14 protein-coding genes are annotated in these 21,545 nt (G+C 54.7%); 9 read left to right on the top strand and 5 right to left on the bottom strand.

The genetic code is table 11. The annotated features are described in order from the left end of the window. Window positions 1–213: 213 nt before the first annotated feature. Together QWY20_RS02690 and QWY20_RS02685 are read left to right on the top strand one after the other, a co-directional pair. On the top strand, window positions 214–3,423 hold the full coding sequence (locus QWY20_RS02690; RefSeq protein WP_330127492.1) for an amidohydrolase family protein: 3,210 nt from the start codon (window positions 214–216) through the stop codon (window positions 3,421–3,423). A gap of 378 nt (window positions 3,424–3,801) precedes the next feature. After that, window positions 3,802–5,670, top strand: coding sequence for a C39 family peptidase (locus QWY20_RS02685; protein ID WP_330127491.1), 1,869 nt, complete (start codon window positions 3,802–3,804; stop codon window positions 5,668–5,670). Between the two features lie 82 nt (window positions 5,671–5,752). Here the strand turns inward: QWY20_RS02685 and QWY20_RS02680 are convergent, their stop codons facing one another. After that, window positions 5,753–6,919 (bottom strand): MFS transporter, encoded by a 1,167-nt coding sequence (locus QWY20_RS02680; protein WP_330127489.1) that lies wholly within the window; start codon window positions 6,917–6,919, stop codon window positions 5,753–5,755. Between the two features lie 61 nt (window positions 6,920–6,980). Continuing rightward, window positions 6,981–9,395, bottom strand: a complete 2,415-nt coding sequence (locus QWY20_RS02675; protein ID WP_330127488.1) for a TonB-dependent receptor — start codon at window positions 9,393–9,395, stop codon at window positions 6,981–6,983. Window positions 9,396–9,557: 162 nt separating this feature from the next. On the opposite strand from QWY20_RS02675, the gene QWY20_RS02670 reads away from it, so the two are divergent. The 7 genes from QWY20_RS02670 to cysW all read left to right on the top strand — a co-directional run bounded on the left by QWY20_RS02670 (window position 9,558) and on the right by cysW (window position 17,395). Beyond that, entirely contained in the window at window positions 9,558–10,457 is a 900-nt protein-coding gene (locus QWY20_RS02670; protein ID WP_330127487.1) for a LysR family transcriptional regulator, read from the top strand. Between the two features lie 120 nt (window positions 10,458–10,577). Then, a complete protein-coding gene (locus QWY20_RS02665) occupies window positions 10,578–12,002 on the top strand; it encodes an aminotransferase (RefSeq protein ID WP_330127486.1) in 1,425 nt (474 codons plus the stop codon). A 113-nt stretch (window positions 12,003–12,115) separates the two neighbouring features. Then, the gene (locus tag QWY20_RS02660; RefSeq protein ID WP_330127485.1) at window positions 12,116–13,207 is read left to right on the top strand and encodes a C39 family peptidase; all 1,092 of its coding nucleotides are present in this window, start codon (window positions 12,116–12,118) and stop codon (window positions 13,205–13,207) included. An 81-nt stretch (window positions 13,208–13,288) separates the two neighbouring features. Then, complete coding sequence (chrA, locus tag QWY20_RS02655; RefSeq protein WP_330127484.1) at window positions 13,289–14,572, top strand: chromate efflux transporter; 1,284 nt, start codon at window positions 13,289–13,291, stop codon at window positions 14,570–14,572. A 121-nt stretch (window positions 14,573–14,693) separates the two neighbouring features. Beyond that, the gene (gene cysP / locus QWY20_RS02650; RefSeq protein ID WP_330127483.1) at window positions 14,694–15,701 is read left to right on the top strand and encodes a thiosulfate ABC transporter substrate-binding protein CysP; all 1,008 of its coding nucleotides are present in this window, start codon (window positions 14,694–14,696) and stop codon (window positions 15,699–15,701) included. Between the two features lie 18 nt (window positions 15,702–15,719). Continuing rightward, complete coding sequence (gene cysT / locus QWY20_RS02645) at window positions 15,720–16,565, top strand: sulfate/thiosulfate ABC transporter permease CysT (protein ID WP_330127482.1); 846 nt, start codon at window positions 15,720–15,722, stop codon at window positions 16,563–16,565. Continuing rightward, window positions 16,562–17,395, top strand: coding sequence for a sulfate/thiosulfate ABC transporter permease CysW (gene cysW / locus QWY20_RS02640; RefSeq protein ID WP_330127481.1), 834 nt, complete (start codon window positions 16,562–16,564; stop codon window positions 17,393–17,395). Before cysT ends, cysW begins: the two co-directional genes overlap by 4 nt. Before the next feature lie 32 nt (window positions 17,396–17,427). Here cysW and QWY20_RS02635 read toward each other — a convergent pair whose 3' ends face one another. The 3 genes from QWY20_RS02635 to QWY20_RS02625 form a co-directional block, all read right to left on the bottom strand. Next, complete coding sequence (locus QWY20_RS02635) at window positions 17,428–19,266, bottom strand: SLC13 family permease (RefSeq protein ID WP_330127480.1); 1,839 nt, start codon at window positions 19,264–19,266, stop codon at window positions 17,428–17,430. A 75-nt stretch (window positions 19,267–19,341) separates the two neighbouring features. Then, window positions 19,342–20,406 (bottom strand): sulfate/molybdate ABC transporter ATP-binding protein, encoded by a 1,065-nt coding sequence (locus QWY20_RS02630; protein ID WP_330127479.1) that lies wholly within the window; start codon window positions 20,404–20,406, stop codon window positions 19,342–19,344. Between the two features lie 176 nt (window positions 20,407–20,582). Next, a complete protein-coding gene (locus tag QWY20_RS02625; RefSeq protein ID WP_330127478.1) occupies window positions 20,583–21,473 on the bottom strand; it encodes a LysR family transcriptional regulator in 891 nt (296 codons plus the stop codon). Between the last annotated feature and the right edge of the window lie 72 nt (window positions 21,474–21,545).

The following is a 21,545-nucleotide window of genomic DNA, read 5'->3' as shown; positions in this document are numbered from 1 at the left end:
AGACGACAACCTTAACTACCCCATAGCAAAAATTCAATTATTATTACAAAAGATGCTCATGCATCACGACTGTTTACTCACAAGCCGGCAGTAATCGCCAAATCCATCGCGTTAGTCCTATTTCTCTTGCTAGCAGCTTAACCTGCTGCAGATTTTGTGGCATGGTTGCCTTATAACCACAATAAAACAGCACAACCAACTCAGGAACCTGTTATGACCACCTCTAAAACTCTGCTGGCGCTGGCCGTCAGTGCGCTGCTCGGTAGTGCGCCGCTGCTGGCTGAAGAAGCAAATAACACCGCAAACGATGCAAACGAAACCAAAGGCTGGCAAGTCAATCAGCCAATGGGCGAGTTTGAAACCGTTAGCATTTCCACCAGCCAGGGGACCTGGATGAATGTCGATGTCAGCCCGGATGGCAACACCCTGGTGTTTGATTTGCTGGGCGATATTTACACCATGCCGATCAGCGGCGGTACCGCCACAGCACTGACCAACGACATTGCATGGAATATGCAGCCGCGTTTTAGCCCCGATGGCAAACAAATTGCCTTTACCAGCGATCAGGGCGGTGGCGACAACCTCTGGATCATGGATCTGGATGGCAGCAATGCCCAGCAGGTGACCAACGAGAGCTTCCGTTTACTGAACAGCCCGGCCTGGAGCCCGGACGGCGAGTTTCTGGTCGGTCGTAAGCACTTTACCGGCACCCGCTCGTTAGGTGCTGGCGAAATCTGGCTGTATCATAAAACCGGCGGCAGCGGTGTGATGCTGACGGCACGGCCCAATCAGCAAAAAGATCTCGGCGAGCCGGCCTTTTCGCCCGATGGCAAGTACGTCTATTTTTCGCAAGACGACACCCCGGGCCAAACCTTTCACTACAGCAAGGACTCTGAGTCCGGCATCTACAGCATCAAGCGCTTTGAGCTGGAGACCGGTGAAATAGACACCATTATCGGCGGCCGTGGTGGCGCTATCCGGCCAACGCCATCGCATGATGGCCGTTATCTGGCGTACATCAGCCGGCGTGATTTTCAAAGTACCTTGTTCTTGTACGACACCCAAAGCGGTGAGCAAATTGAACTGTACGGTGGTTTAGAGCGCGATATGCAGGAAACCTGGGCCATTCATGGCGTTTACCCCACGCTCAGCTGGACCCCGGATAACCGCCATATCGTGTTTTGGGCCGCTGGCAAGCTGCATAAAATCGATGTGCGCAGCCGTGAACTGGCTCAGATCCCTTTCCAGGTTGATACCGAAAAGCAAATCCAGACCGCGCTGCGGGTACAACAGGATCTGGATAAAACCGACGTCGATGTGAAGATGCTGCGTTTTGTGCAGGTGTCACCGGATGGCAAACGGGCCGTATTTTCTGCATTGGGGCACTTATACCTGACCGACATCGACAACCCACGGCCACGGCGGCTCACCCGGCAAAACGACGAATTTGAATTCTACCCGCAGTTTAGCCGCGATGGCCGCCAACTGGTGTACACCAGTTGGAACGATCAGCAGCAAGGCCGGGTCAAGCTGTTAAACCTGCGCAACAATCGCGTCACCGAGCTGGTGTCCGAGCCTGGCAAATACGTTGAGCCAACCTTTAGCCCGGATGGCCGCACCGTGGTGTACCGCAAGACCGGTGCTGGCAGCATTCTGCCACGGCAGTGGTCGCTGCATACCGGCTTGTATCAGGTACCGGTCGGCGGCGGTGAGCCACAGCTGTTAAGCCGTCAGGGCAGCATGCCGATGTTTGGCGAGCGCAGTGACCGGGTCTACGCCATGGCCAACCGCGGTGGCCCGGCCTTGATCAGCATCGATTTAACCACCCAGGAAGAGCGGGTGCTGTACACCGCAGCGCACGGCACCGAGTTTAAAGTAGCGCCCAATGGCAAACTGCTGGCTTTTACCGATCGCTTTAAAGTATTCGTCACGCCTTTTGTTGAGCGCGGCAGTGTGATCAACATCAGCGGCAGCGACCGCCAGTTCCCGGTACGCCAGCTGTCGGTGCGGGCTGGCGAGCACATCAGCTGGACCGCCGATAGCCAGCACCTGTACTGGACCTTAGGCCCTGAGCTGTACCACACTTCGGTAGCTGGCTTGTTTGATCAGCAACAACCAACCGACTTTGCCGCCGAAAATGGCACCTCGCTGGGCTTTAGTGTGCCGGCCGATATCCCGCAGGGCTCCGTGGCTTTTGTTGGCGGCCAGGTCATTACCATGAATGGCGATGAAGTGCTGCAGGACGCAGTGGTGCTTATCACCAACAACAAAATTGCCGCTGTCGGCAGCCGCGATGCGGTCAGCATTCCGCGCGGCGCCAAGGTGTTTGATATCAGCGGCAAAACCCTGATGCCAGGCCTGTTCGATGCGCATGCCCATGGCGCGCAGGGGGCGAATCAGATCATCCCGCAGCAAAACTGGCTGAACTACGCCGGTCTCACTTTCGGGGTGACCAGCATTCACGATCCGTCCAACAACACCCGGGAAATTTTTACCGCCAGTGAAATGCAGCAGGCCGGCCACATCGCCGGGCCGCGTATTTTCTCAACCGGTGCCATTATTTATGGTGCAGAGATCCCTGGCTTTACCTCGCACATCGACAGTCTGGATGATGCCAAATTTCACCTTGAGCGGTTGCAAAAAGTGGGCGCTTTCACGGTAAAAAGCTACAACCAGCCGCGGCGTGATCAGCGCCAGCAAGTGATCCAGGCTGCCCGTGAGATGGGCATGATGGTGGTACCGGAAGGCGGCTCCTTGCTGCAACACAACCTGACCATGCTGGTCGATGGCCACACCACGCTGGAGCATGCCCTGCCCTCGGCCCGGGTGTACGAAGATGTATTGCAACTGTGGGAAGCCAGCAGCATGGCTTACACCCCCACGCTGAACGTCGCTTATGGCGGCATCTGGGGGGAAAACTACTGGTACGACACCACCGAAGTCTGGCAACACCCGCGGCTCAGCCGTTACGTGCCGATGGACCGGCTGGCACCACGCAGCATGCGGCGGGAAAAAGCGCCCGAGCATCACTACAACCACTTTGCGGTGGTGGAAACCGCCAAGCAAATGTCCGATCGTGGCATCCTGGCCAATATCGGTGCCCATGGCCAGCGCGAAGGCTTAGGCGCGCACTGGGAGATCTGGATGTTCGCCCAGGGCGGCATGACACCATTGGAAGCCCTGCGCACCGCCACCATCAACCCGGCCATTACCTTTGGCATGGATCATCAACTCGGCAGCATTGAGGTCGGCAAGCTTGCCGATTTGATCGTGATTGATGGCAACCCATTGGAAAACATCCGCGTCAGTGATCGGGTGCGCTACACCATGGTCAATGGCCGCTTGTTTGATGCTGAAAGTATGAACGAAATTGGCCTGCGAGAACGGCCACGTCAGCCGTTTGAGTTTGAACCCAGGAATTAATGTTCATTCACAAACGCTCTCTTCAAGGCCAGCCTCTGCTGGCCTTTTTTATCGCCTGAGCCGATGGTGACTATTTTTTATTCATCGGTTAAAGCGGCTAAGCTGCTTCCGTCAGTCTGCACTTGCTGCTGTTTGGCGTCTCTCCCACCTCGACAGCACAGGATCCAAAGCAACTGGCACTGGTGTTCCTGATTGACATTCCGCTCAAGGATGAGCTTTTTTCGTTTCATCGCCATAACCGATGGCTATCATTTTTTTCATTATCTATCCCTATTTTATAGTCAGGACTGGCAACCCAACCGTTTGCCGCTCGCTGAAAGCGACGGATCCTTTCGTAGTGCACTCCAGGACAACAAAAAATCACACCGGAGATAACCAATGCGTTTAAACACTTTACTCTTGCTTGGTGTACTGGGATTTTCATCTGCAGCCTTTGCAGCCTGCCCCGATAACACTGAATTCGACCATCAACTGAGCTTTTGTGCCGATGATGACAACCTGTATGGCCCCTTCACCAAAGCCATGGTGGATAACTGCATCGCTTACGGTGGTGGCAGTGCCTGCACCACGCCAGAACCCTACTCAGTGGGTAGTCATACCATTAACGTACTGCGCTGGGCGAAACCTTTTGCCACAGCAATTCGTGGCACTAACGACTGCCCAATTGGCTCTGTCCGCTCGCCCAGTTACGGCGGCCATTGTTTTGAAAGCCTGAGCGATGCCCCAAACAATGTGTATGGTAATTTCACCGCCGATGAAGTCGCTACCTGCGAGTATTTAAATGGCGGCACCGCCTGCTACACCACCCGCTGGTCGGCCAGTTTTTACAACTGGGTAAAAAGCACCAGCTTACCGGGTAGCCCAGCGCCTTTGAGCAATCAGTTTGGCGCCTGGCTGTGGTACATTGATGAAGCAGGCTTAAATAAAAGCCATCAACAACTGGCTAACGAGCTGGCGGCACTTGGCGTAAAACGGGTGTTTATTAAAATCGCTGACAATACCGCCAGTTGCTCATTATTCCCCGATGCCTGCTCCACTCAAACCACCCAAATCTACAAAGATAAAGGCATCGAACCCTGGGCCTGGGCGTACAATTACCCGGGCAACTATGCCGCTCAGGCCAATGCACTCTACCTGGCTGCCCAGTATGGCTATGTTGGTTTTATTACCGATGTCGAAGTCGAGTTCAACCACAAAACCACCGAGCTGCACCAATTGTTTCAGGCGTTTCACAGCGCTCGTAACCAGGCGGTAGCCGACGGCCATGCCAACGCCAATTTCCCATTGGCCGCGACGACCTGGGGCAACCCTTCTGACCATGGCATGCGGGTCGATATTATCGATCAGTACGTCGATGCCCATATGCCGCAAACCTATCTGGAAGTCTGGGGTGGCGCTTACATGGCCAATGCCAAATACTGGATTGAAGAAGGCAACTGCGAATACCGGGCTATGGGGGCCACCAAACCGATCTGGCATATTGTGTCTACCGAGTATGGCGATATCACGCCTTCGCAGCTGAATACCTTTATGAACGTGGCTGGGCCCAACGCCTCCGTTTGGCGGGTACCGGGTGGCTCCATTCCACAAAGTGTCTGGCAAGACTGGCAACAAGTGAACTGGCACCGTGAGCAATTTGACGGCAATGTTCGTTGTTCGGCAGGCAACAACGACATGACCGCCTACCTGGAAGGCAGCACACCACCGCCAGCCCCACCGCAACCGGCACAAGTGCCTTACTGGGATCAAAAATTAAACCAGTCCCAGCCTTACAGTGCCTGCAGCGTGACCTCGCTGGCAATGGTCACCGACTATTTCGGCCTGACCGATCCCAACGCACTGGGCCAGCGCACACCGGATTATTTGTACAATCGTTTCGGCTTGCTGCAAACCGTGCCCGCTCTGGTTTGGGGTTTTAACACCATAGCGCAGGAACAAGGCAACCCCTTGCGCAATCATGGCACCACCAACGGCACCATTGCGCAGTTGCAGCAATTGGCCAGTGCCGGTATCCCCACCATAGTGCATGGCTGGTTCACCTCTCCAGGCCATATTCTGGTGGTAACCGGGTTTGATGGCAGTCATTACACGGTCAACGATCCCTTTGGAGTCTGGAACCTGCAAAAATGGGGCAGCTACGATACCAGCAAATCTGGCAAGGGCGTTCGTTACCCAAAAGCAGCGTTTGAATATGCCATCAATGACAATGGCACTGGCAATGATCTCTGGTTGCACACCTTTCAATAACTACTGAAGCACAAAAAAGCCGGGGCAACCCGGCTTTTTTGGTAAGGTCATCATCCGATGTTATTGATGACAACAAAGCAACTTAGCGCTGCAACAATCGATTGGATGCCATTAAACAAACCACACTGACTGCGATAGCCACAGCACCTAACCAAAGCACCTCATGGATACTGGTCAGGCGAATAGTGAGAGCTGCAGCCGGTGGCCCCAACACCAGACCAATTTTAAAGGCCGTGACGCAAAACACGATCAAGCGGCCGCTTTTATCCACATCATTAAAAATTGCCATCATAATGGGCACGATAAAGCTCCAGAACACCTGGTAGACAATGGTGGCTACCGCATAAATAGCCCAGGCATGGCCCTCGCTCATCCAATACAAGGCGGCCAGGCATGGCAGCTGTACTGCGGCCGTGATCAGCAAGGAGGCATTGCGGCCAATACGGGCAACAAACCAGCTGGATAGCATGGAGCCGATGGCGCTGATGGCAAAGCCAGCTCCAAGAATAGCGCCCACTTCCGCCACCGTTAAGCCAGCATGCACCCCAATACGCTCCAGGTAGGCCCAGACGGTGCCCTGGGCAAAGTAATAAGCAATGGTACCGGCGAACACCAGAGCTGCCGCCAGCCAGCGGCCTTGCAAGTCAAGACGAAAAGCGGTTTGTGGTTTCTGATTGACCGGAAAGCTGATAAAGCTGAGCAGCAAAGCCAACAACAGAAATAAATTAAAGCACTGATAAATACCGGTATAACCAAAAGGCGCAATCACGTAAGGCAGCAAGGCAAAGCCTAAGGTGCCAAAAAACACCTGGATGGTCACCATCACAGCAAAGGTTTTATCCACCCGGCTTTGATCACCCAGCGCTGCCAGCGCGATGGCATAGGACACGCCACAAGCAAGACCAGCACTGAAGCGCAGGACCAGTACCAGCTCAAAGCTGCTCACCCAGCTGGTCAGCAGGTTGCAGCCGATAAAAACAGCCAGACTGAACTGCACAAAGCGCAACCATTGAATACGGCGCACCCAGAACAAAGCCGAAGCACTGGACATCAAAATACCGGCAACCTCGGCCGAAGCCAGAAAGCCCACCTGAGCCGTGCTGAACAAACCACTGTCGGTAAAAGCCCCCACCAACAACGGCATCAAGATGGTGACCGAAGCGCCCATCATGGCAATCAGCATCACACCGATGTACTGGGGAAAATCAAAATCGGTAGCAGCGGCGGGCCGCCAGATCAGAGACAACATCAACAACCTCCTGAATGCAAAAGTGAGGCCGAAGCCTCACTTTATGGTTACCACTCACCCATTAAAAATAACTGTAGGAGAAGCTTAAACCAATGGTTCTTGGTGTTAGCGCTATGGTTCTACGGCCCAGAATACCAGAGTTTTGGTTAGATACAATGGCATCGCTGTTGGTCAGATTAGTTGCCCAAAGCCGCACATCCCAGTTGTCTTTACCAAGGCCAAGGTTAGCGCTAAAGGTGGTAAAAGACGGATACTCAAAGGTCGCTGCATCCGGGTTATCCTGCCGGTCGTTTTGTACCTTGCCAACATAGCGGCCATTGACACTGCCCCAGAGTGACATGCCATTGTCCAGATCGGCGGTGTAACGCACACCAAAGTTATGCCGCCACTTCGGGTTGCCGCCTAAAGAGCCCCCTTTCATCCAGGTACGGCATTCGTTGTTGGCAACACTTTCTTCGTACACGCACTTGGTGACGGTTTCATCCCAGGTGCCTTTGGTGGTTGCCGTAGAATAGGTCAGCATCAAATTGTCGGTCAGATAGTAGCGCATGCTCAGCTCAGCGCCGCGGGTTTTGGCATCCGGCCCATTGGTGGTGCCATTGACCGGGAAAAAGTCTTCAATGGTTTGCGAGAAGTAAGTCTGCACATTGTTCCATTGGATTTGATAAACATTGGCCTGCACAAAGAAGCCATCGGCCAAAAAGCCTTTTACCCCCAGCTCGTAGTTGTCGGTCGAGTCCGGTTCATAAAACTGGGCATCTTCCGCCACCGGCCGGCCGTTGTCTTCACGAAACGAGTTGGTCCCACCACGGCGAAAACCCTGCGAGTAGGTAAAATACCCCAGGATTTCATCGCTAAAGAAGTAAGCGGTATTGAATTTAAAGAAACTCTCACCGCTGCCACTGCCTTTAAAATCGCGGTCCGAGTCGGTTGGGCCCAGATAGTCACGGATAAAACCAGAGCCAATATCGGTGTAGTTAAACACCCGGGCACCCACCGTCACATTCCATTTTTCCGTGATGTCGTAACCCACTTCACCAAAAAAAGCGGTCTCTTTGTACTTGCTACCCAAATCTTCGCGGTAGCCCTCACCGACATTGCCACCGGCGGTTGCCCTGTCAAAACCCAGCCAACCAACCTGACTGGCGATTTCATCCAACCGCTCAAACCACTCAGAAAACTTGTAGTTGCGACGCTGGTTGGTGTGGTAAACCCCAACAATCCAGCTCCAGGGCCCCTCAATGCTGGAAGTTAAACGGCTTTCGTGGCTGATGCCGCGGTAGCTGTTATCAAAGGTCATGTAGGCCGAGTCGTTGCCATCGGCCAGCGCCAGGCCCGGAACCCAGCCATAAAAACTGTTGCCTGCACCGGCGTAATCGGCCTGGCCAACACTGCTGTCGCGGTAATTGGCGGTACTGCTGGTCAGGGTGGCAAAGCCTAAATCCCAATCGATATCGAATGAGTCCATTTTCAGGTCACGATCGGCAAACTCTTCGAAGCGCGACACCACAGTACGATCATTGTACTGAAAAGGGGTATCAAAGGAGGTAAAGGTACAATCGTCGATCCCCTCACAGGCTCGATCTACCGGCAACCGGCTGGCACCTCGGGTACCATGCGCCAACTGGTCCTGCTGGGTACGGCTGTATTTCAGCCGTAAATCATCGCTCACCTGCCAAAGCAGGGTTAAACGGCCACCGGTCACTTCCTGCCAGTCATCCCGTTTGTACAGGGTTTGATTCGGGTTGGGATTACCCGGGAAACCTTCGCCAGGTGCTACCCAACTTGGATTCACCTGGCGATCGGTAAAGCCTTTTTCATCCAACCGGGCCAGCGATAAGCGGGCGGCGAAACGCTCCCCCATCGGAATATTAAACACCACATCGGTATCGTTGCTGATGCCACCGCCTTTGGTCTGATAGAAGTTGGTATTAAAATCGAACTGAAACTCTTCCAGCACCGGTTCATTGGTGATGTAGCGGATGGTGCCCCCTAAACTGCCTGCACCATACAGAGTACCTTGTGGGCCAATCAGCTGTTCAACCCGGGCCACATCTTTGATGCGGTAATTGATGTTCGGCAAGGGCGTGGCATCCAGATAATACGCCATGGTCGTGCGGATAAACTGCTGCAGATTATTGGCGTTGACCCCGGCAACATTCAGACCACGCACCGAGACCGAGTCGGCAAAGCGGGCGCTGTTATCCGGTGCATGAATTTCCACACTGTCGGCAATCAAATCCTTTAAACTAGCGATGTTGTTTTCCCGCAGTTCAGCCTCGGTCATCGCCGTGATATTCATCGGAATTTCCGATGCCATCTTGGGCCGGCCTGTGCCGGTTACGGTGATCCGCTCAATCGACTGTGCTTTTTTTTGCGCGTCTTCGCCTTGCTCCGCTTCGGTGGCAATTACGGCCCCGGACACCAGCATGGCTGATATCCATAAGCTAAGTTCTCGTTTTTTAAATGGTAACATGCTGAATTTCCTTCCTGTTGCCCGGCTATTGTTTTAATGTACAAGCAAATAAATCCTGCTACATTGATGAATTCTTGCTCGCCGATGGTCAGGATTAACCAGTTCAACATTCCCTGTACAGTTAGTTTCTATAGGTTTAAGCGATAGTTTGAGGTTAGCGGTATGCAACTTTCATTTGAACAACTCCAGGCATTTTTAACCACGGTTGAGACCGGCAGCTTCTCGGCTGCCGCACGCAAACTGGGTAAAGCCCAATCCTCCATCAGTGGTCTTATCAGCAACCTGGAAATTGATGTCGGTTTTGAGGTGTTTGACCGCAGCAAACGCACACCACCACTGACGGCTGAAGGCCTGGCACTGTTGAACGACATTAAGTCGGTGCTAAAAAGCTACAACAACCTGATGCACCGCATTCAGAATCTGAATCAGGATGTGGAAACCGAAATTGCGCTGGCTTTTGACGATATGGCGTTGCCGGTAGAGATGATCCTGGCGGTGGTCAGTGAGTTTAAAGAGCAGTTTCCCAATACCGCCCTGATGCTGTTAAAAGCCAGCCACCATCAGGGCTACCAGTTGATCCAAAACGGCGAGGTGGATCTGGCCATTGCCATCAGCCAGGACGACTACCCGGAAGAGTGCGCTTTTCGGGGCATTTCCCATGTGCACTATGGCACTGTGGTCAGCAGCAGCCACCCATTGGCACAACTGTCCTCCGTAACCCCCTACGATTTATCGCAGTACCGCCACCTGCGTATTACCGATCCAAGTAGTGGTTTTCGCCGCTTCGACTCGGACTTATCCACCAACATCTGGTTCACCAACAGCTCCACCCTGCTGATCCAGGCAGTACAGCAAGGCTTTGGCTGGGCCGAGCTGCCGCTGAACTTGATCAAACCGCAACTGCAAAGCGGTGCGTTGATCAAACTGCCCACCAGCCATCAGGCGGTGTCTTTTCCGCATTGCGTCGATATGATCTGGAAAAGTGAAGGCCCGGTTGGTCAGGGGCTGCAATGGCTGCTGGACCGGCTGACCGAACACGGCATCGAATTTAGTAAGCAATAACCCCCATTCAGGGGGGCGCTTCACGCGCCACCTTGCCTGTACAGGGAATGCTGTTGCCAGGCCGCCTTGGTTATAACTTAGCCAAGGCCCTATCCGGGCAAACCGCTACAGGAAACTGCCATGACGTTGCACAACGCTGCCACCAGCACCGACCAACTGGTTGAGTTGGATAAACAGCACTTCACCCACCCCTGGACTGTATTCGATGTTTTTGCCGAGCAAGGCGCCTTGCCGATTGCCAGCGCCGAAGGGTGCTACATTACCGACAGCCATGGCAAACGTTATCTCGATGCCGTCGGTGGCCTTTGGTGCACCAACATTGGCCTCGGCCGCAGCGAAATGGCCGATGCCATCGCCGAGCAATGCCGCACCATGGCATTTGCCAATCCCTTTGTCGATATGACCAATATTCCGGCCACGCAATTGGCCGCCAAACTGGCTGGGCTGGCACCGGGCGATCTGAATCATGTCATTTTTACCTGTGGCGGCTCCACCGCAGTGGACAGCGCCTACCGCCTGATCCAGTACTACCAGAACTGCCGGGGCAAGCCAGAGAAAAAGCATATTTTATCGCGCAAAAATTCTTACCACGGCAGTACTTATCTGTCGATGTCGATAGGCGGTAAAGCCGGTGATCATCCACCTGAGTTTGATTTTATCACGGACTTTATTCACCACCTGTCTTGCCCCAATTATTACCGCGCCCCTGCCGGGCTGAGTGAAGCCGAGTACCTTCAGCAACTGCTGGATGAAATGGAAAGCACCATCTTAACCATTGGGCCCGATCGGGTGGCCGCTTTTTTTGCCGAACCCATTTTGGGTGCCGGTGGCGTTATCGTGCCGCCCGAGGGGTACCATCAGGCCAGCTGGGCCCTTTGCAAAAAATACGACATTCTGTATGTATCGGATGAAGTGGTCACGTCTTTCGGCCGGCTCGGCCACTGGTTTGCCTCCTGGGATCGGTTTGGCATCAAACCGGATATCATTACCACCGCCAAAGGCCTGACCTCCGGCTATCAGCCACTGGGGGCCTGCATTTACTCGGATCGCATCCATCAGGTGATCAGCGAACCCGGTCATGGCCGCTGCTTTGCGCATGGCTTTACCTACTCCGGCCACCCGATTGCTTGCGCTGCTGCGCTGAAAAACATTGACATCATTGAGCGCGAACAATTGCTGCAGCGGGTACAGCAGATAGGCCCCTATTTTCAGCAGCAAATGAGAACGCTGGAAGATTTACCCATCGTTGGCCAGGTACGGGGGATGCAACTGATGGTCTGCGTCGAGAATGTGCGTGATAAAGTCAGCAAAGCCTTGTTCCCGGAAGAGCTGGATATAGGTAAACGCATCTCGGATCATGCCGAAGCCTTGGGGCTTATTGTCCGGCCCATAGTGCACCTGAATGTGATGTCGCCCCCGCTGACCATCACCAAAGAGCAGGTTGACACCATAGTCCGCACCTTGCGCCAGGCCATCGAGCGCACCATCGTCGACTTGCAGGCAGAAGGTCACTTGCCGGCCAGCCAGCAACAAAAGCGCGCTTAACACGGCAGCTTCAGCACTTTTATCGGTCTGGCCGATGGAAGCTCATTTGCCATCGCTGCTTGATACTGCTTAAGCTGGAATGAATCCAGCTACCACCACAGCAAAGAGGTTTTATGCTTATGTTTTCAGGTCGCGCCCTTGTGCTGCTTTTTGCTGCTTCTTTTTTGACTGGCTGTCACAGCCTGCCACCACAGACTGAGCAACCGGTTTCGCAGTCAGCCGTGCCCTTTTTCAGTCAGCTGGACAATCAACACCGGCCTCATGCCAGTTGCAGCCTGACCTCCCTGGCCATGATCACCAGCTACTTTGGCATCACAGATCCAAACGCAGAAACCACGGTCTCCGACCAGCTGTATCAGCGCTTTGGTTTGCTGCAAACTGTGCCGGCCTTACAGCAGGGCTTTAATGCATTGGCAGCCGAAGCCGGCAGCCCGATGCGCGCTCACAGCCTGGAGCATGGCACTCTGATGCAGCTGCAGGCGGAGCTTGCCGCCGGCAGACCGGTGATTGTGCATGGCTGGTTCACCCCATCCGGTCATATTGTAGTGGTCACCGATTTTGACGAGGGGTACTACATCGTACACGACCCTTATGGTCGCTGGGATCTGCAAAAAAGAGGCAGCTACGACAGCAGTGTCTCCGGAGAAAACATCCGCTACCCGCAAGCGGCCTTTGAATACGCCATTAACGACAACGGCACTGGCGACGATCTCTGGCTGCACATGTTTCGCAGCACCAACGACTGGTCAGCGAGTGGCCAACAGATCCATCAAACAGCACTGCTGTGGCAAGGCCAGGATTACCGGGTGGGCCAGGCCGAGCAATGCATGAACTGGACCCGTACCGTGCTGCAAGCCGCCTGTGGCGCTCATTTTGCCACACTGCAAACCCAGGCACCCTGGGATCTCCATCTTCTAGGCCCGGACGATCGGTTGCACCCGACCCATGCGGACTCCCTGGCCAGTGACGAGTTTGGCCAGCGCATTGAGCAGATCGATGATCTGCAGCCCGGCGATCTGGTGTTTTTACAAAACACCTATGGCAACTGGGCTGAAGGCGTCATCACCCACGTTGGCATCGCCACCGGCAACGGCCAGTACATTCACCGGGTCACGTCCAACCAAGGGGTGGTGAAAACCGAGGCCATTCCGGCAGCGGATTTTCAGGCGGGGTTACGGGTAAAGCCGGAACTGTGTTCGCTCTGAAGCCGCTGTCATACCCTTGTCATAGGATTCACGGAAAAAATCGCTATACTGTTGTTTTAAAATAACGAAAAGTCCTTGCTGATGTCCGATATCTCCTTTCGTGAAGCCCTGGCCGTCTGGTGGCGCATAGGCCTGCTGAGTTTTGGCGGCCCGGCCGGACAAATTGCCCTGATGCATCGCATTTTGGTGGAAGAAAAACGCTGGGTCGATGAAGCCCGTTTTTTGCATGCGCTCAATTACTGCATGATGCTGCCCGGGCCCGAGGCTCAGCAACTGGCGACCTACATCGGCTGGCTGTTGCATGGCGTTAAGGGCGGCCTGGTGGCCGGTATTTTGTTTATTGTCCCCGGTGCTGTGCTGATTTTAGGGCTTTCCTTGCTCTATGTGCTGCTGGGCGATGTCTCCCTGGTGCAGGGATTGTTCTTTGGTTTAAAAGCGGCGGTACTGGCCATCGTGCTGCAAGCCTTGTTTCGCATCAGCCAGAAAGCGCTGAAAAACCGGCTGGCCTGGGCTCTTGCCATCGGCGGTTTTGTCGCCCTGTTTGCGTTTAACCTGCCGTTTCCACTGGTGGTGCTTGGAGCAGGCTTGGTGGGTTACCTCAGTGCCAGGCTTTCCCCGGCAAGCGCAGCACCTGAACCAGCGCAATCGTTATCGCCCGAGCTTCGCCCCGGCACCAAAACGGCGGCAATTGGCTGTGCGGCGCTTTGGGCCCTGACCGTCTTTGGCCTGTTGTGGTTGCTGGGTGGCGATCAGGTTTTCAGCCAGTTGGCGCTGTTTTTCTCCAAGCTGGCCGTAGTCACCTTTGGTGGTGCCTATGCGGTGCTGGGTTATGTCGCCCAACAAGGGGTTGAGCACTACGGCTGGCTGCAACCCGGTGAAATGGTCGATGGCCTGGGGCTGGCCGAAACCACGCCCGGCCCGCTGATCCTGGTCACCCAATTTGTTGGTTTTCTGGCTGGCTTTCGGGAGTACGGCATTGGTGGCGCTGTGCTGGCCGCATTTCTCACTACCTGGGTCACCTTTTTGCCCTGCTTTGTCTGGATCTTTGCCGGAGCACCCTACGTCGAAAAGCTGCGCCATCATCAGGCGCTGTCCAAAGCGCTGGCGGGTATTACCGCCGCTGTAGTGGGCGTGATTGCCAATCTGGCGTTGTGGTTTGGTTTGAATGTGCTCTTTGCCGAGCGCCAGGTTCTGGAGGGCTATGGCCTGCGCTTGCTGTTGCCAGAGCTAGCTAGCATCAATCTTGCCATGCTGGCGCTGACGCTTGTTGCCTGCTTGTTGTTGTTTGGCTTCAAACGTGGGCTTTTTACTCTGCTCGGCAGCTGCGCTTTGCTGGGCATGGGCTGGCAATTGCTGGTTGGTTAACGCAGGGGGGTAGATTATCACCTTTGCATCTTATCTAGAACAAAACGGACTAGCATTTCGTTTTGTGGTAACTGCAGCGCATATTAAACTTAGCTGAATCAAAGCCTATTTCGGAGTTGCTATGCGCGCTATTTTACTGACTGCTGCCCTGCTCGGAGCCCAACTGGCGCTGCCACTGCAGGCCAAAGAGCTGCTGAACAGCAGCTACGACATTGCCCGTGAACTGTTTGCCGACATTAATCCGCTGTTTGTGCAGCACTGGCAGCAGCAAACCGGCGAAACCCTCACCATCAATCAGTCGCATGGCGGCTCGTCTCGCCAGGCGCAGGCCATTATTCAGGGGCTGCGTGCCGATGTGGTGACCTTTAACCAAAGCACTGACATCGATATTCTGCACCAGCGCGGCAACCTGCTGCCGGAAAACTGGCGTGAACGTTTGCCAAACAATGCCTCGCCTTACTACTCCACCATGGCGTTTTTAGTACGTAAAGGCAATCCGAAAGGCATTCAAAGCTGGGAAGATTTGACCAAAGAGGGCGTCAGCCTGGTATTCCCTAACCCGAAAACCTCCGGCAATGCTCGCTACACTTACCTGGCCGCCTATGGCGATGCACTGCAACGCTTTGGCGATGACCGCGAGGCTGCCCGCGCCTGGATGACCGAGTTTTTAGCCCGGGTCGCGGTGTTTGATACCGGCGGCCGCGGTGCAACCACCTCTTTTATTGACCGCAATCTCGGCGATGTCTTGATCACCTTTGAATCCGAAGTGAACAACATCATCAAACAGTATCCGGATCTGGGCCTGCAGCGTGTGGTACCGCCGACCAATGTGCTGGCCGAATTTCCGGTGGCCTGGATTGATCGCAATGTCCGTCGCAACGGCACCGAAACCCAGGCCAAAGCCTATCTGGAGTTTTTGTACAGTGAAGCGGCGCAACGGCTGCTGGCCAGCTACTATTACCGGGTACATCACGACACGGTGAAAGCCGAAGTGGCCGAGCAATTCCCTGCCACCGAGCTGTTTACGGTGGAAGCCGTGTTTGGCAGCTGGGAGCAGGTCAATCGTGAACATTTTGCCAACAACGCCGAGCTGGATCGGCTGCTGGCTGAAGGCCGTCGGCGTCGTTAAGCGGAGTGCGTTGCTAAGATGCTAGGATCTGTGGCGAATCGCAGCAAACGGGTGCTGCCAGGCTTTACCATCAGCCTTGGCAGCAGCTTGTTTTTTATCAGCCTGGTGATTTTATTGCCCATCACCGGTTTGGTGGTGCAAACGGCGCAGCTGAGCTGGGCCGAGTACTGGGCCATCATCAGCGATCCGCGGGTGGTCGCCTCCTACAAAGTCACTACCTCAGCCGCTCTGGTCGCCAGCATCTTTAATTTGTTCTTTGGCCTGTTGATGGCCTGGATTTTAACCCGTTACCGCTTCCCCGGCCGGGTACTGCTGGATGGGCTGATGGACCTGCCCTTTGCCTTGCCAACGGCCGTTGCCGGCCTGACGCTGGCGGCTATTTTCTCCACTCAGGGCTGGCTCGGCCAGTACCTGGCGCTGTGGGATATTAAGGTATCCTACACCTGGCTTGGCATTGTACTGGCGATGATTTTTACCAGTGTGCCCTTTGTGGTGCGCACCGTGCAGCCGGTGCTGGAAGAGTTTGGCCCCGAGTACGAAGAAGCTGCTGCGACCTTAGGCTCCAGCCCCTTTCAGACCTTTTTCCGCATTATTTTGCCGGAAATTAAACCGGCCCTACTAACCGGCACCGCACTGGCCTTTACCCGCAGCCTAGGCGAGTTTGGTGCAGTGATTTTTATTGCCGGCAACCTGCCGTGGCAAACCGAAGTCACCTCGCTGATGATCTTTATCCGGCTGCAGGAATTTGACTATGCTGCTGCTGCGGCCATTGCCAGTGTGGTGCTGCTGGCCTCTTTGCTGCTGCTCTTTATCATCAATGGCATTCAGCAGCGCTACCAGCACATCACCGGGGGCTTAAAATGAAGCCCGCTAACCAACTGAACAGCCAGCAGCGCTGGCTGCGCCCGGTCTTGATTGGCACCGGCGTTACCTTAACGGTGCTGCTGCTGGTGATCCCACTGGTGTTTATTTTTGTCGCCGCCATGTCGGCCGGCTTGGGTGGGCTTTGGCACAATCTGACCGAGCCGGATATGTTGCACGCCATTGGTCTGACCTTGTTTGTCGCTGGCCTGACGGTGCCGATTAATCTGGTGTTTGGCACCCTGATTGCCTGGTGTGTCACCCGTTTTACCTTTCCCGGCCGCCGCTTACTGCTGACGCTGATTGACATTCCTTTTGCAGTCTCCCCTGTGGTGGCCGGTTTGCTGTATTTGCTGCTTTATGGTGCCAACGGGCCTTTTGCCAACCTGCTGGATCAATACGACTTACAACTGATGTTCGCCTGGCCCGGCCTGGTGATGGTGACGGTCTTTGTGTCCTGCCCCTTTGTAGTAAGGGAGCTGGTGCCTTTGATGTCTACGCTTGGCACCGAGCAGGAAGAAGCCGCCGTGCTGCTGGGTGCCAGCGGCTGGAAGGTGTTCTGGGACATTACCCTGCCCAATATCCGCTGGGCCCTGCTGTATGGTGTGATTCTGACCAATGCCCGCGCTGTCGGTGAGTTTGGCGCTGTGTCGGTGGTATCCGGCACCATTCGCGGCCAGACCAACACTTTGCCACTGCACATTGAGTTGCTGCAACAGGACTACAACACCGCCGGTGCCTTTATTGCTGCGGCCATTTTGACCCTGATTGCCATCGCCACTTTGGTGGTCAAAGCCTTTTTGCAGTGGAAACTGGCGCGGGAAAGCACCTGACAGAATTGCTGCTGCTTTAGGTTGCGGTTGCCTCAGGCCGGGTAAAGCGGAAACAGCACCGGTACCAGCAGCACACTGACCACAAGCACCAAGCCAGTAAACGGAGTGCCAATCCGCACAAAGTCGAAAAAGCGGTATTTCCCCGGCTGCAACACCAGCGTATTGATTGGGGAAGAGACCGGCGTCATAAAAGCCGCCGAAGCCGCCACCGCCACCATCATGGCAAAAGGATACGGCGAAGCGCCCAGACTGTTGGCCAGGGAGACCGCCACCGGGGCCATCAACACCGCCGTCGCCGTATTGGAGACAAAGGAGCCGGTGACAGCAGTCAGCACAAAGAGTGCCGCCAGAAGTGCATATTCTCCCCGTTCACCGACCAGGTAGAGCAGGCTGCTAACCGCCAAATCGATGCCGCCGGTCTGCTGCAGCGCTAACGCAAATGGCAACATCCCCACAATTAAGATCAGGCTGGGCCAGTGGATCGCTTTGTAGGCGCTGTTCAGATCGATGCAGCGCAAAGCGCCCATCAACAAGCAGGTGATCAGGGCCGCTATCACATTGGGTACCACACCGCTGACCATCAGCAGCACCATCAAGGCCAGACAAAACAATGCGTGCGGCGCTTTACGGGCAGCCGGGGTGACTTCATCCACTTCGGCAGGCAAGCTAAGCACCAGAAAATCCCGGCTTTGTTGCTGCAGCTGGTGAATATCTTTCCAGTTGCCGGCGACCAACAGCTTATCAGCAGGCTGTAATACCTCATCCACCAACACGCCCAGCAAAGCCTCCCCCTTACGGCGCAGCCCCACCACATTCAGTTTGTACTGGCTACGAAAAGCCAGTTGCTGAATGGTTTTGCCCGGCAACGAGGACTCAGGAGGAAAAGCCACTTCGGCCAAGCCAAGCTCATGGGCATGAAACGAAAAGTACGAGTGACTGAGCGGCTGCGGCTCCAGGCCCAGATGCTGACAACTTGGCAGCAACTCCATCGAAGGATCGGCCAAGTCCACCAGCAAGATATCCCCAGCTTGCACCAGCGTATTGCCGGTGGCATTCAGCAGCAAGGTACGAAAGCGTTGCTGGCGCTCAATAGCCACCACATTGATGCCAAACTCTTTGCGCAGCGCCAGCTCATTCAGCTGCTGCTCCAGTAAAGGGGAGCCAGGCAACACTTTCAGTCGCAGCTCACGCTCTTTTAAACGATAGTTCCGGGCCAGATCACTCAGCTTTAAGCGTGGCGCACCGCTTTGTCCGGCTTCCAGCTGGGGGTTTAACCAGCGGCGGGCCAACAGCATGTAGCCCCCCCCCATCAGCAGTACCACCAGGCCTATCGGGGTAAAACTAAAGAAATGAAAACCATCCATGCCCTGGCGCTGCAGTTCGCTTTGCACCACCATATTGGGCGGTGTCGCAACCAGGGTTTGCATACCACTGATCAGGGCTGCAAAAGCCAGCGGCATCATCAACCGACCGGGCGCAATATTGAGCCGGGCACAGATGCTCAGCACCACCGGAATAAAAATCGCCACCACGCCGGTGGAACTCATAATGGAGCCCAGAACCGCTACCGACAGCATCAGCAAGATCAACAAACGGATTTCGCTATTGCCCGACACCCGGACCAGCCAGTCGCCTAAACGGTAGACAATGCCGGTTCGGACCAAACCATCCCCCACCACAAAGAGCGCAGCAATCAAAATGACCGCAGGATCGCTAAAACCGGCCAGCGTTTGTTGCACGGTCAACAGGCCGGTTAAAGGAAACACCGCCAGCACCACCAGAGCAACCACATCGGTTCGGGGCTTGTTGGCGGCAAAACAGCCCATGCAGAGCAACAACATAGCCAAGACTAACAGCAACTCTGCGTTCATAAGGGACAGGCTCCGATTCTAAAGCAACACTCAAAGCCTAATGGTAAACCAAAATACCTGTTGAATCAGGCTGATTTAAATGCCTTCGCCTAAAAAGACCTGGCTGTAACGGGGCTTGATCCAGGCGGTATCGCCCTGTTGCAAATTGAGGGCCTTGAAGTGCTCTTTCGGCAGTTCAATGTGGATCAGCTGCTGATCATCTGTCGTTAGCACTTCCAACCGGGCCGTTGGCCCCACCAGGGTGATCAGATCCAGGGTGACCGCAATGCGGTCGCGGTGCGCCTCGGTAAAGACATCAATTTCGTGCGGGCGAACATAGGCAAACCCCTGCTGCTCTTCAGCCTGGCTGTGCTCTGGCGATGGGACTTCTTCTGTGCCAATCCGGCTTTTGCCTTGCTGCACCCGGGCCCGAAACAGGTTCACATTGCCCAAAAATTCATAGACAAAAGGATTGGCCGGTTTGTCGTACACCTCATCCGGGCTCCCTTCCTGCTCAATGCGGCCTTTATTCATCACCACAATGCGATCAGCCACTTCCAGCGCTTCTTCCTGATCGTGGGTGACAAAGATGCTGGTAATGTGAATTTCATCGTGCAAACGGCGAAGCCAGCGACGGAGCTCAGCGCGCACTTTGGCATCCAGCGCACCAAAAGGCTCATCCAGCAGCAAGACTTTGGGCTCTACCGCCAATGCCCGTGCCAGTGCAATGCGCTGGCGCTGCCCGCCGGATAACTGAGCCGGATAACGCTCTGCCGTCCAGCCCAGCTGCACCAGCTCCAGCAGCTCCCGTACTTTTTTATCGATCTCTGCTTTGGATGGCCGCAGCTTTTTCGGCTTTACCGTTAAACCATAAGCCACGTTGTCAAACACCGTCATGTGCTTAAAGAGCGCATAGTGCTGAAACACGAAGCCAACGCCCCGCTCACTGACGTGCTGGCCGGTGATATCCTGCTCGTTAAAGTGCACCCGGCCGCTATCAGCCTGCTCCAGCCCGGCAATAATCCGCAGCAAAGTGGTTTTGCCAGAGCCGGACGGCCCCAGCAAGGCAGTTAGCTCACCGCTTCGAATGCTGAGATCAAGGTTATCCAGCGCGACAAAATCGCCAAAGCGCTTTTGAATACCTTCAATACGAATGCTCATCTATTTCCTTTTACCAAAAACTGACCCTAGTGTAAGACCAGTACACGTTACTAAATCATCATACCCAGCCCACTTAAGAATGAAAAATACTGATATTGACTAATTTGATAACTAAAGCGTATAACCAGAAATATTAGGCACTTGTCATGCCATGGAAAGAGCCTACTCTGCCAACGCTACACCTTAAAATGCACCAAACAGTGCTGGTAAAACCGGGCTACCAGCCGTGGCATCGGAGCATAGGCGGAATAAATAAAACCATAATGGTGCTGGATCTGCGGCAGCAGAGGCACCAGAACCAGTTGTTGATCGCAGTATTGCTCGGCCAACACCTCGTTTAAAATAGCAATGCCAAGGCCCTTTTTTACATAAGCACAGGCGGTCGCCACCGTATGGGTTTCCAGCCGCACTTGCATGCTCACCCCGGCTTTTTTGAACTCATTTTCCAGCCGGACCCGGGTTGGCCGGCCCTGCCCCAGCATGATCAGAGGTTCTGCCGCCAATTGCTTCAATTCAATAGCAGCTGCCTGAGCCAATGGATGCTGGCTGGGCACAGCGCAGACCAAATTGCTGCTCAGCAGCGGCTGGCACACCAGGCCTGGGTGACTTTCCGGCAATTGAATAAAGCCACAATCCACGGAGCGATGGGCCACCAGCTCGCGTGCCATCTGTGGGCTGTGCGCATCGATGCTGAGCGATACCGACGGATACTGCGCCATAAAACTGGCAACCACGTTGGCCAGAGGGCCGGCACTGAAGCTAGCCGGAGCGACGATTTTCAAGGAGCCCAGTTCCGACTTGGCCACCGAGTCGGCCAATGCCTTAAAACGATCCACACTGCTGAGCAGCAAAGAGATTTCTTGCTCCAGATACCGCGCTTCATCGGTTGGCGTCAGCCGGCTGTGCTCCCGATAAAACAAGGCAAACCCCAGTTGCTGCTCCAACACCTGGATCAGCCGGCTTACGGCTGGCTGGGTAATGGCCAGCTGTTTTGCTGCGGCCGTGGCCGAGCCGGTTTGTAAAATGGCCTGGAAGCACTCCAGGCTTTTCAGGTTCAATGATTCCATAACAGTTTATTATGTGTTTATGCGCATTTCTAATAATATTGCATAGGTCATAGGGCTTTGCTAGCTTAAATT

The sequence above is a fragment of the Alkalimonas cellulosilytica genome (genome assembly GCF_036325985.1).
Lineage (GTDB): Bacteria > Pseudomonadota > Gammaproteobacteria > Enterobacterales > Alteromonadaceae > Alkalimonas > Alkalimonas cellulosilytica.
This window is presented reverse-complemented; position numbering and strand designations above follow the sequence as displayed.

What these genes read in the sequence shown, in the direction of transcription:
- cysT (WP_330127482.1), top strand. Translation starts at nt 15,720, where the DNA reads ATGCTAGGATCTGTGGCGAATCGCAGCAAACGGGTGCTGCCAGGCTTT.
- QWY20_RS02675 (WP_330127488.1), bottom strand. Translation starts at nt 9,395, where the DNA reads ATGTTACCATTTAAAAAACGAGAACTTAGCTTATGGATATCAGCCATG.
- QWY20_RS02670 (WP_330127487.1), top strand. Translation starts at nt 9,558, where the DNA reads ATGCAACTTTCATTTGAACAACTCCAGGCATTTTTAACCACGGTTGAG.
- QWY20_RS02665 (WP_330127486.1), top strand. Translation starts at nt 10,578, where the DNA reads ATGACGTTGCACAACGCTGCCACCAGCACCGACCAACTGGTTGAGTTG.
- QWY20_RS02660 (WP_330127485.1), top strand. Translation starts at nt 12,116, where the DNA reads ATGCTTATGTTTTCAGGTCGCGCCCTTGTGCTGCTTTTTGCTGCTTCT.
- QWY20_RS02635 (WP_330127480.1), bottom strand. Translation starts at nt 19,266, where the DNA reads ATGAACGCAGAGTTGCTGTTAGTCTTGGCTATGTTGTTGCTCTGCATG.
- QWY20_RS02625 (WP_330127478.1), bottom strand. Translation starts at nt 21,473, where the DNA reads ATGGAATCATTGAACCTGAAAAGCCTGGAGTGCTTCCAGGCCATTTTA.
- cysP (WP_330127483.1), top strand. Translation starts at nt 14,694, where the DNA reads ATGCGCGCTATTTTACTGACTGCTGCCCTGCTCGGAGCCCAACTGGCG.
- QWY20_RS02690 (WP_330127492.1), top strand. Translation starts at nt 214, where the DNA reads ATGACCACCTCTAAAACTCTGCTGGCGCTGGCCGTCAGTGCGCTGCTC.
- cysW (WP_330127481.1), top strand. Translation starts at nt 16,562, where the DNA reads ATGAAGCCCGCTAACCAACTGAACAGCCAGCAGCGCTGGCTGCGCCCG.
- QWY20_RS02685 (WP_330127491.1), top strand. Translation starts at nt 3,802, where the DNA reads ATGCGTTTAAACACTTTACTCTTGCTTGGTGTACTGGGATTTTCATCT.
- QWY20_RS02680 (WP_330127489.1), bottom strand. Translation starts at nt 6,919, where the DNA reads ATGTTGTCTCTGATCTGGCGGCCCGCCGCTGCTACCGATTTTGATTTT.
- QWY20_RS02630 (WP_330127479.1), bottom strand. Translation starts at nt 20,406, where the DNA reads ATGAGCATTCGTATTGAAGGTATTCAAAAGCGCTTTGGCGATTTTGTC.
- chrA (WP_330127484.1), top strand. Translation starts at nt 13,289, where the DNA reads ATGTCCGATATCTCCTTTCGTGAAGCCCTGGCCGTCTGGTGGCGCATA.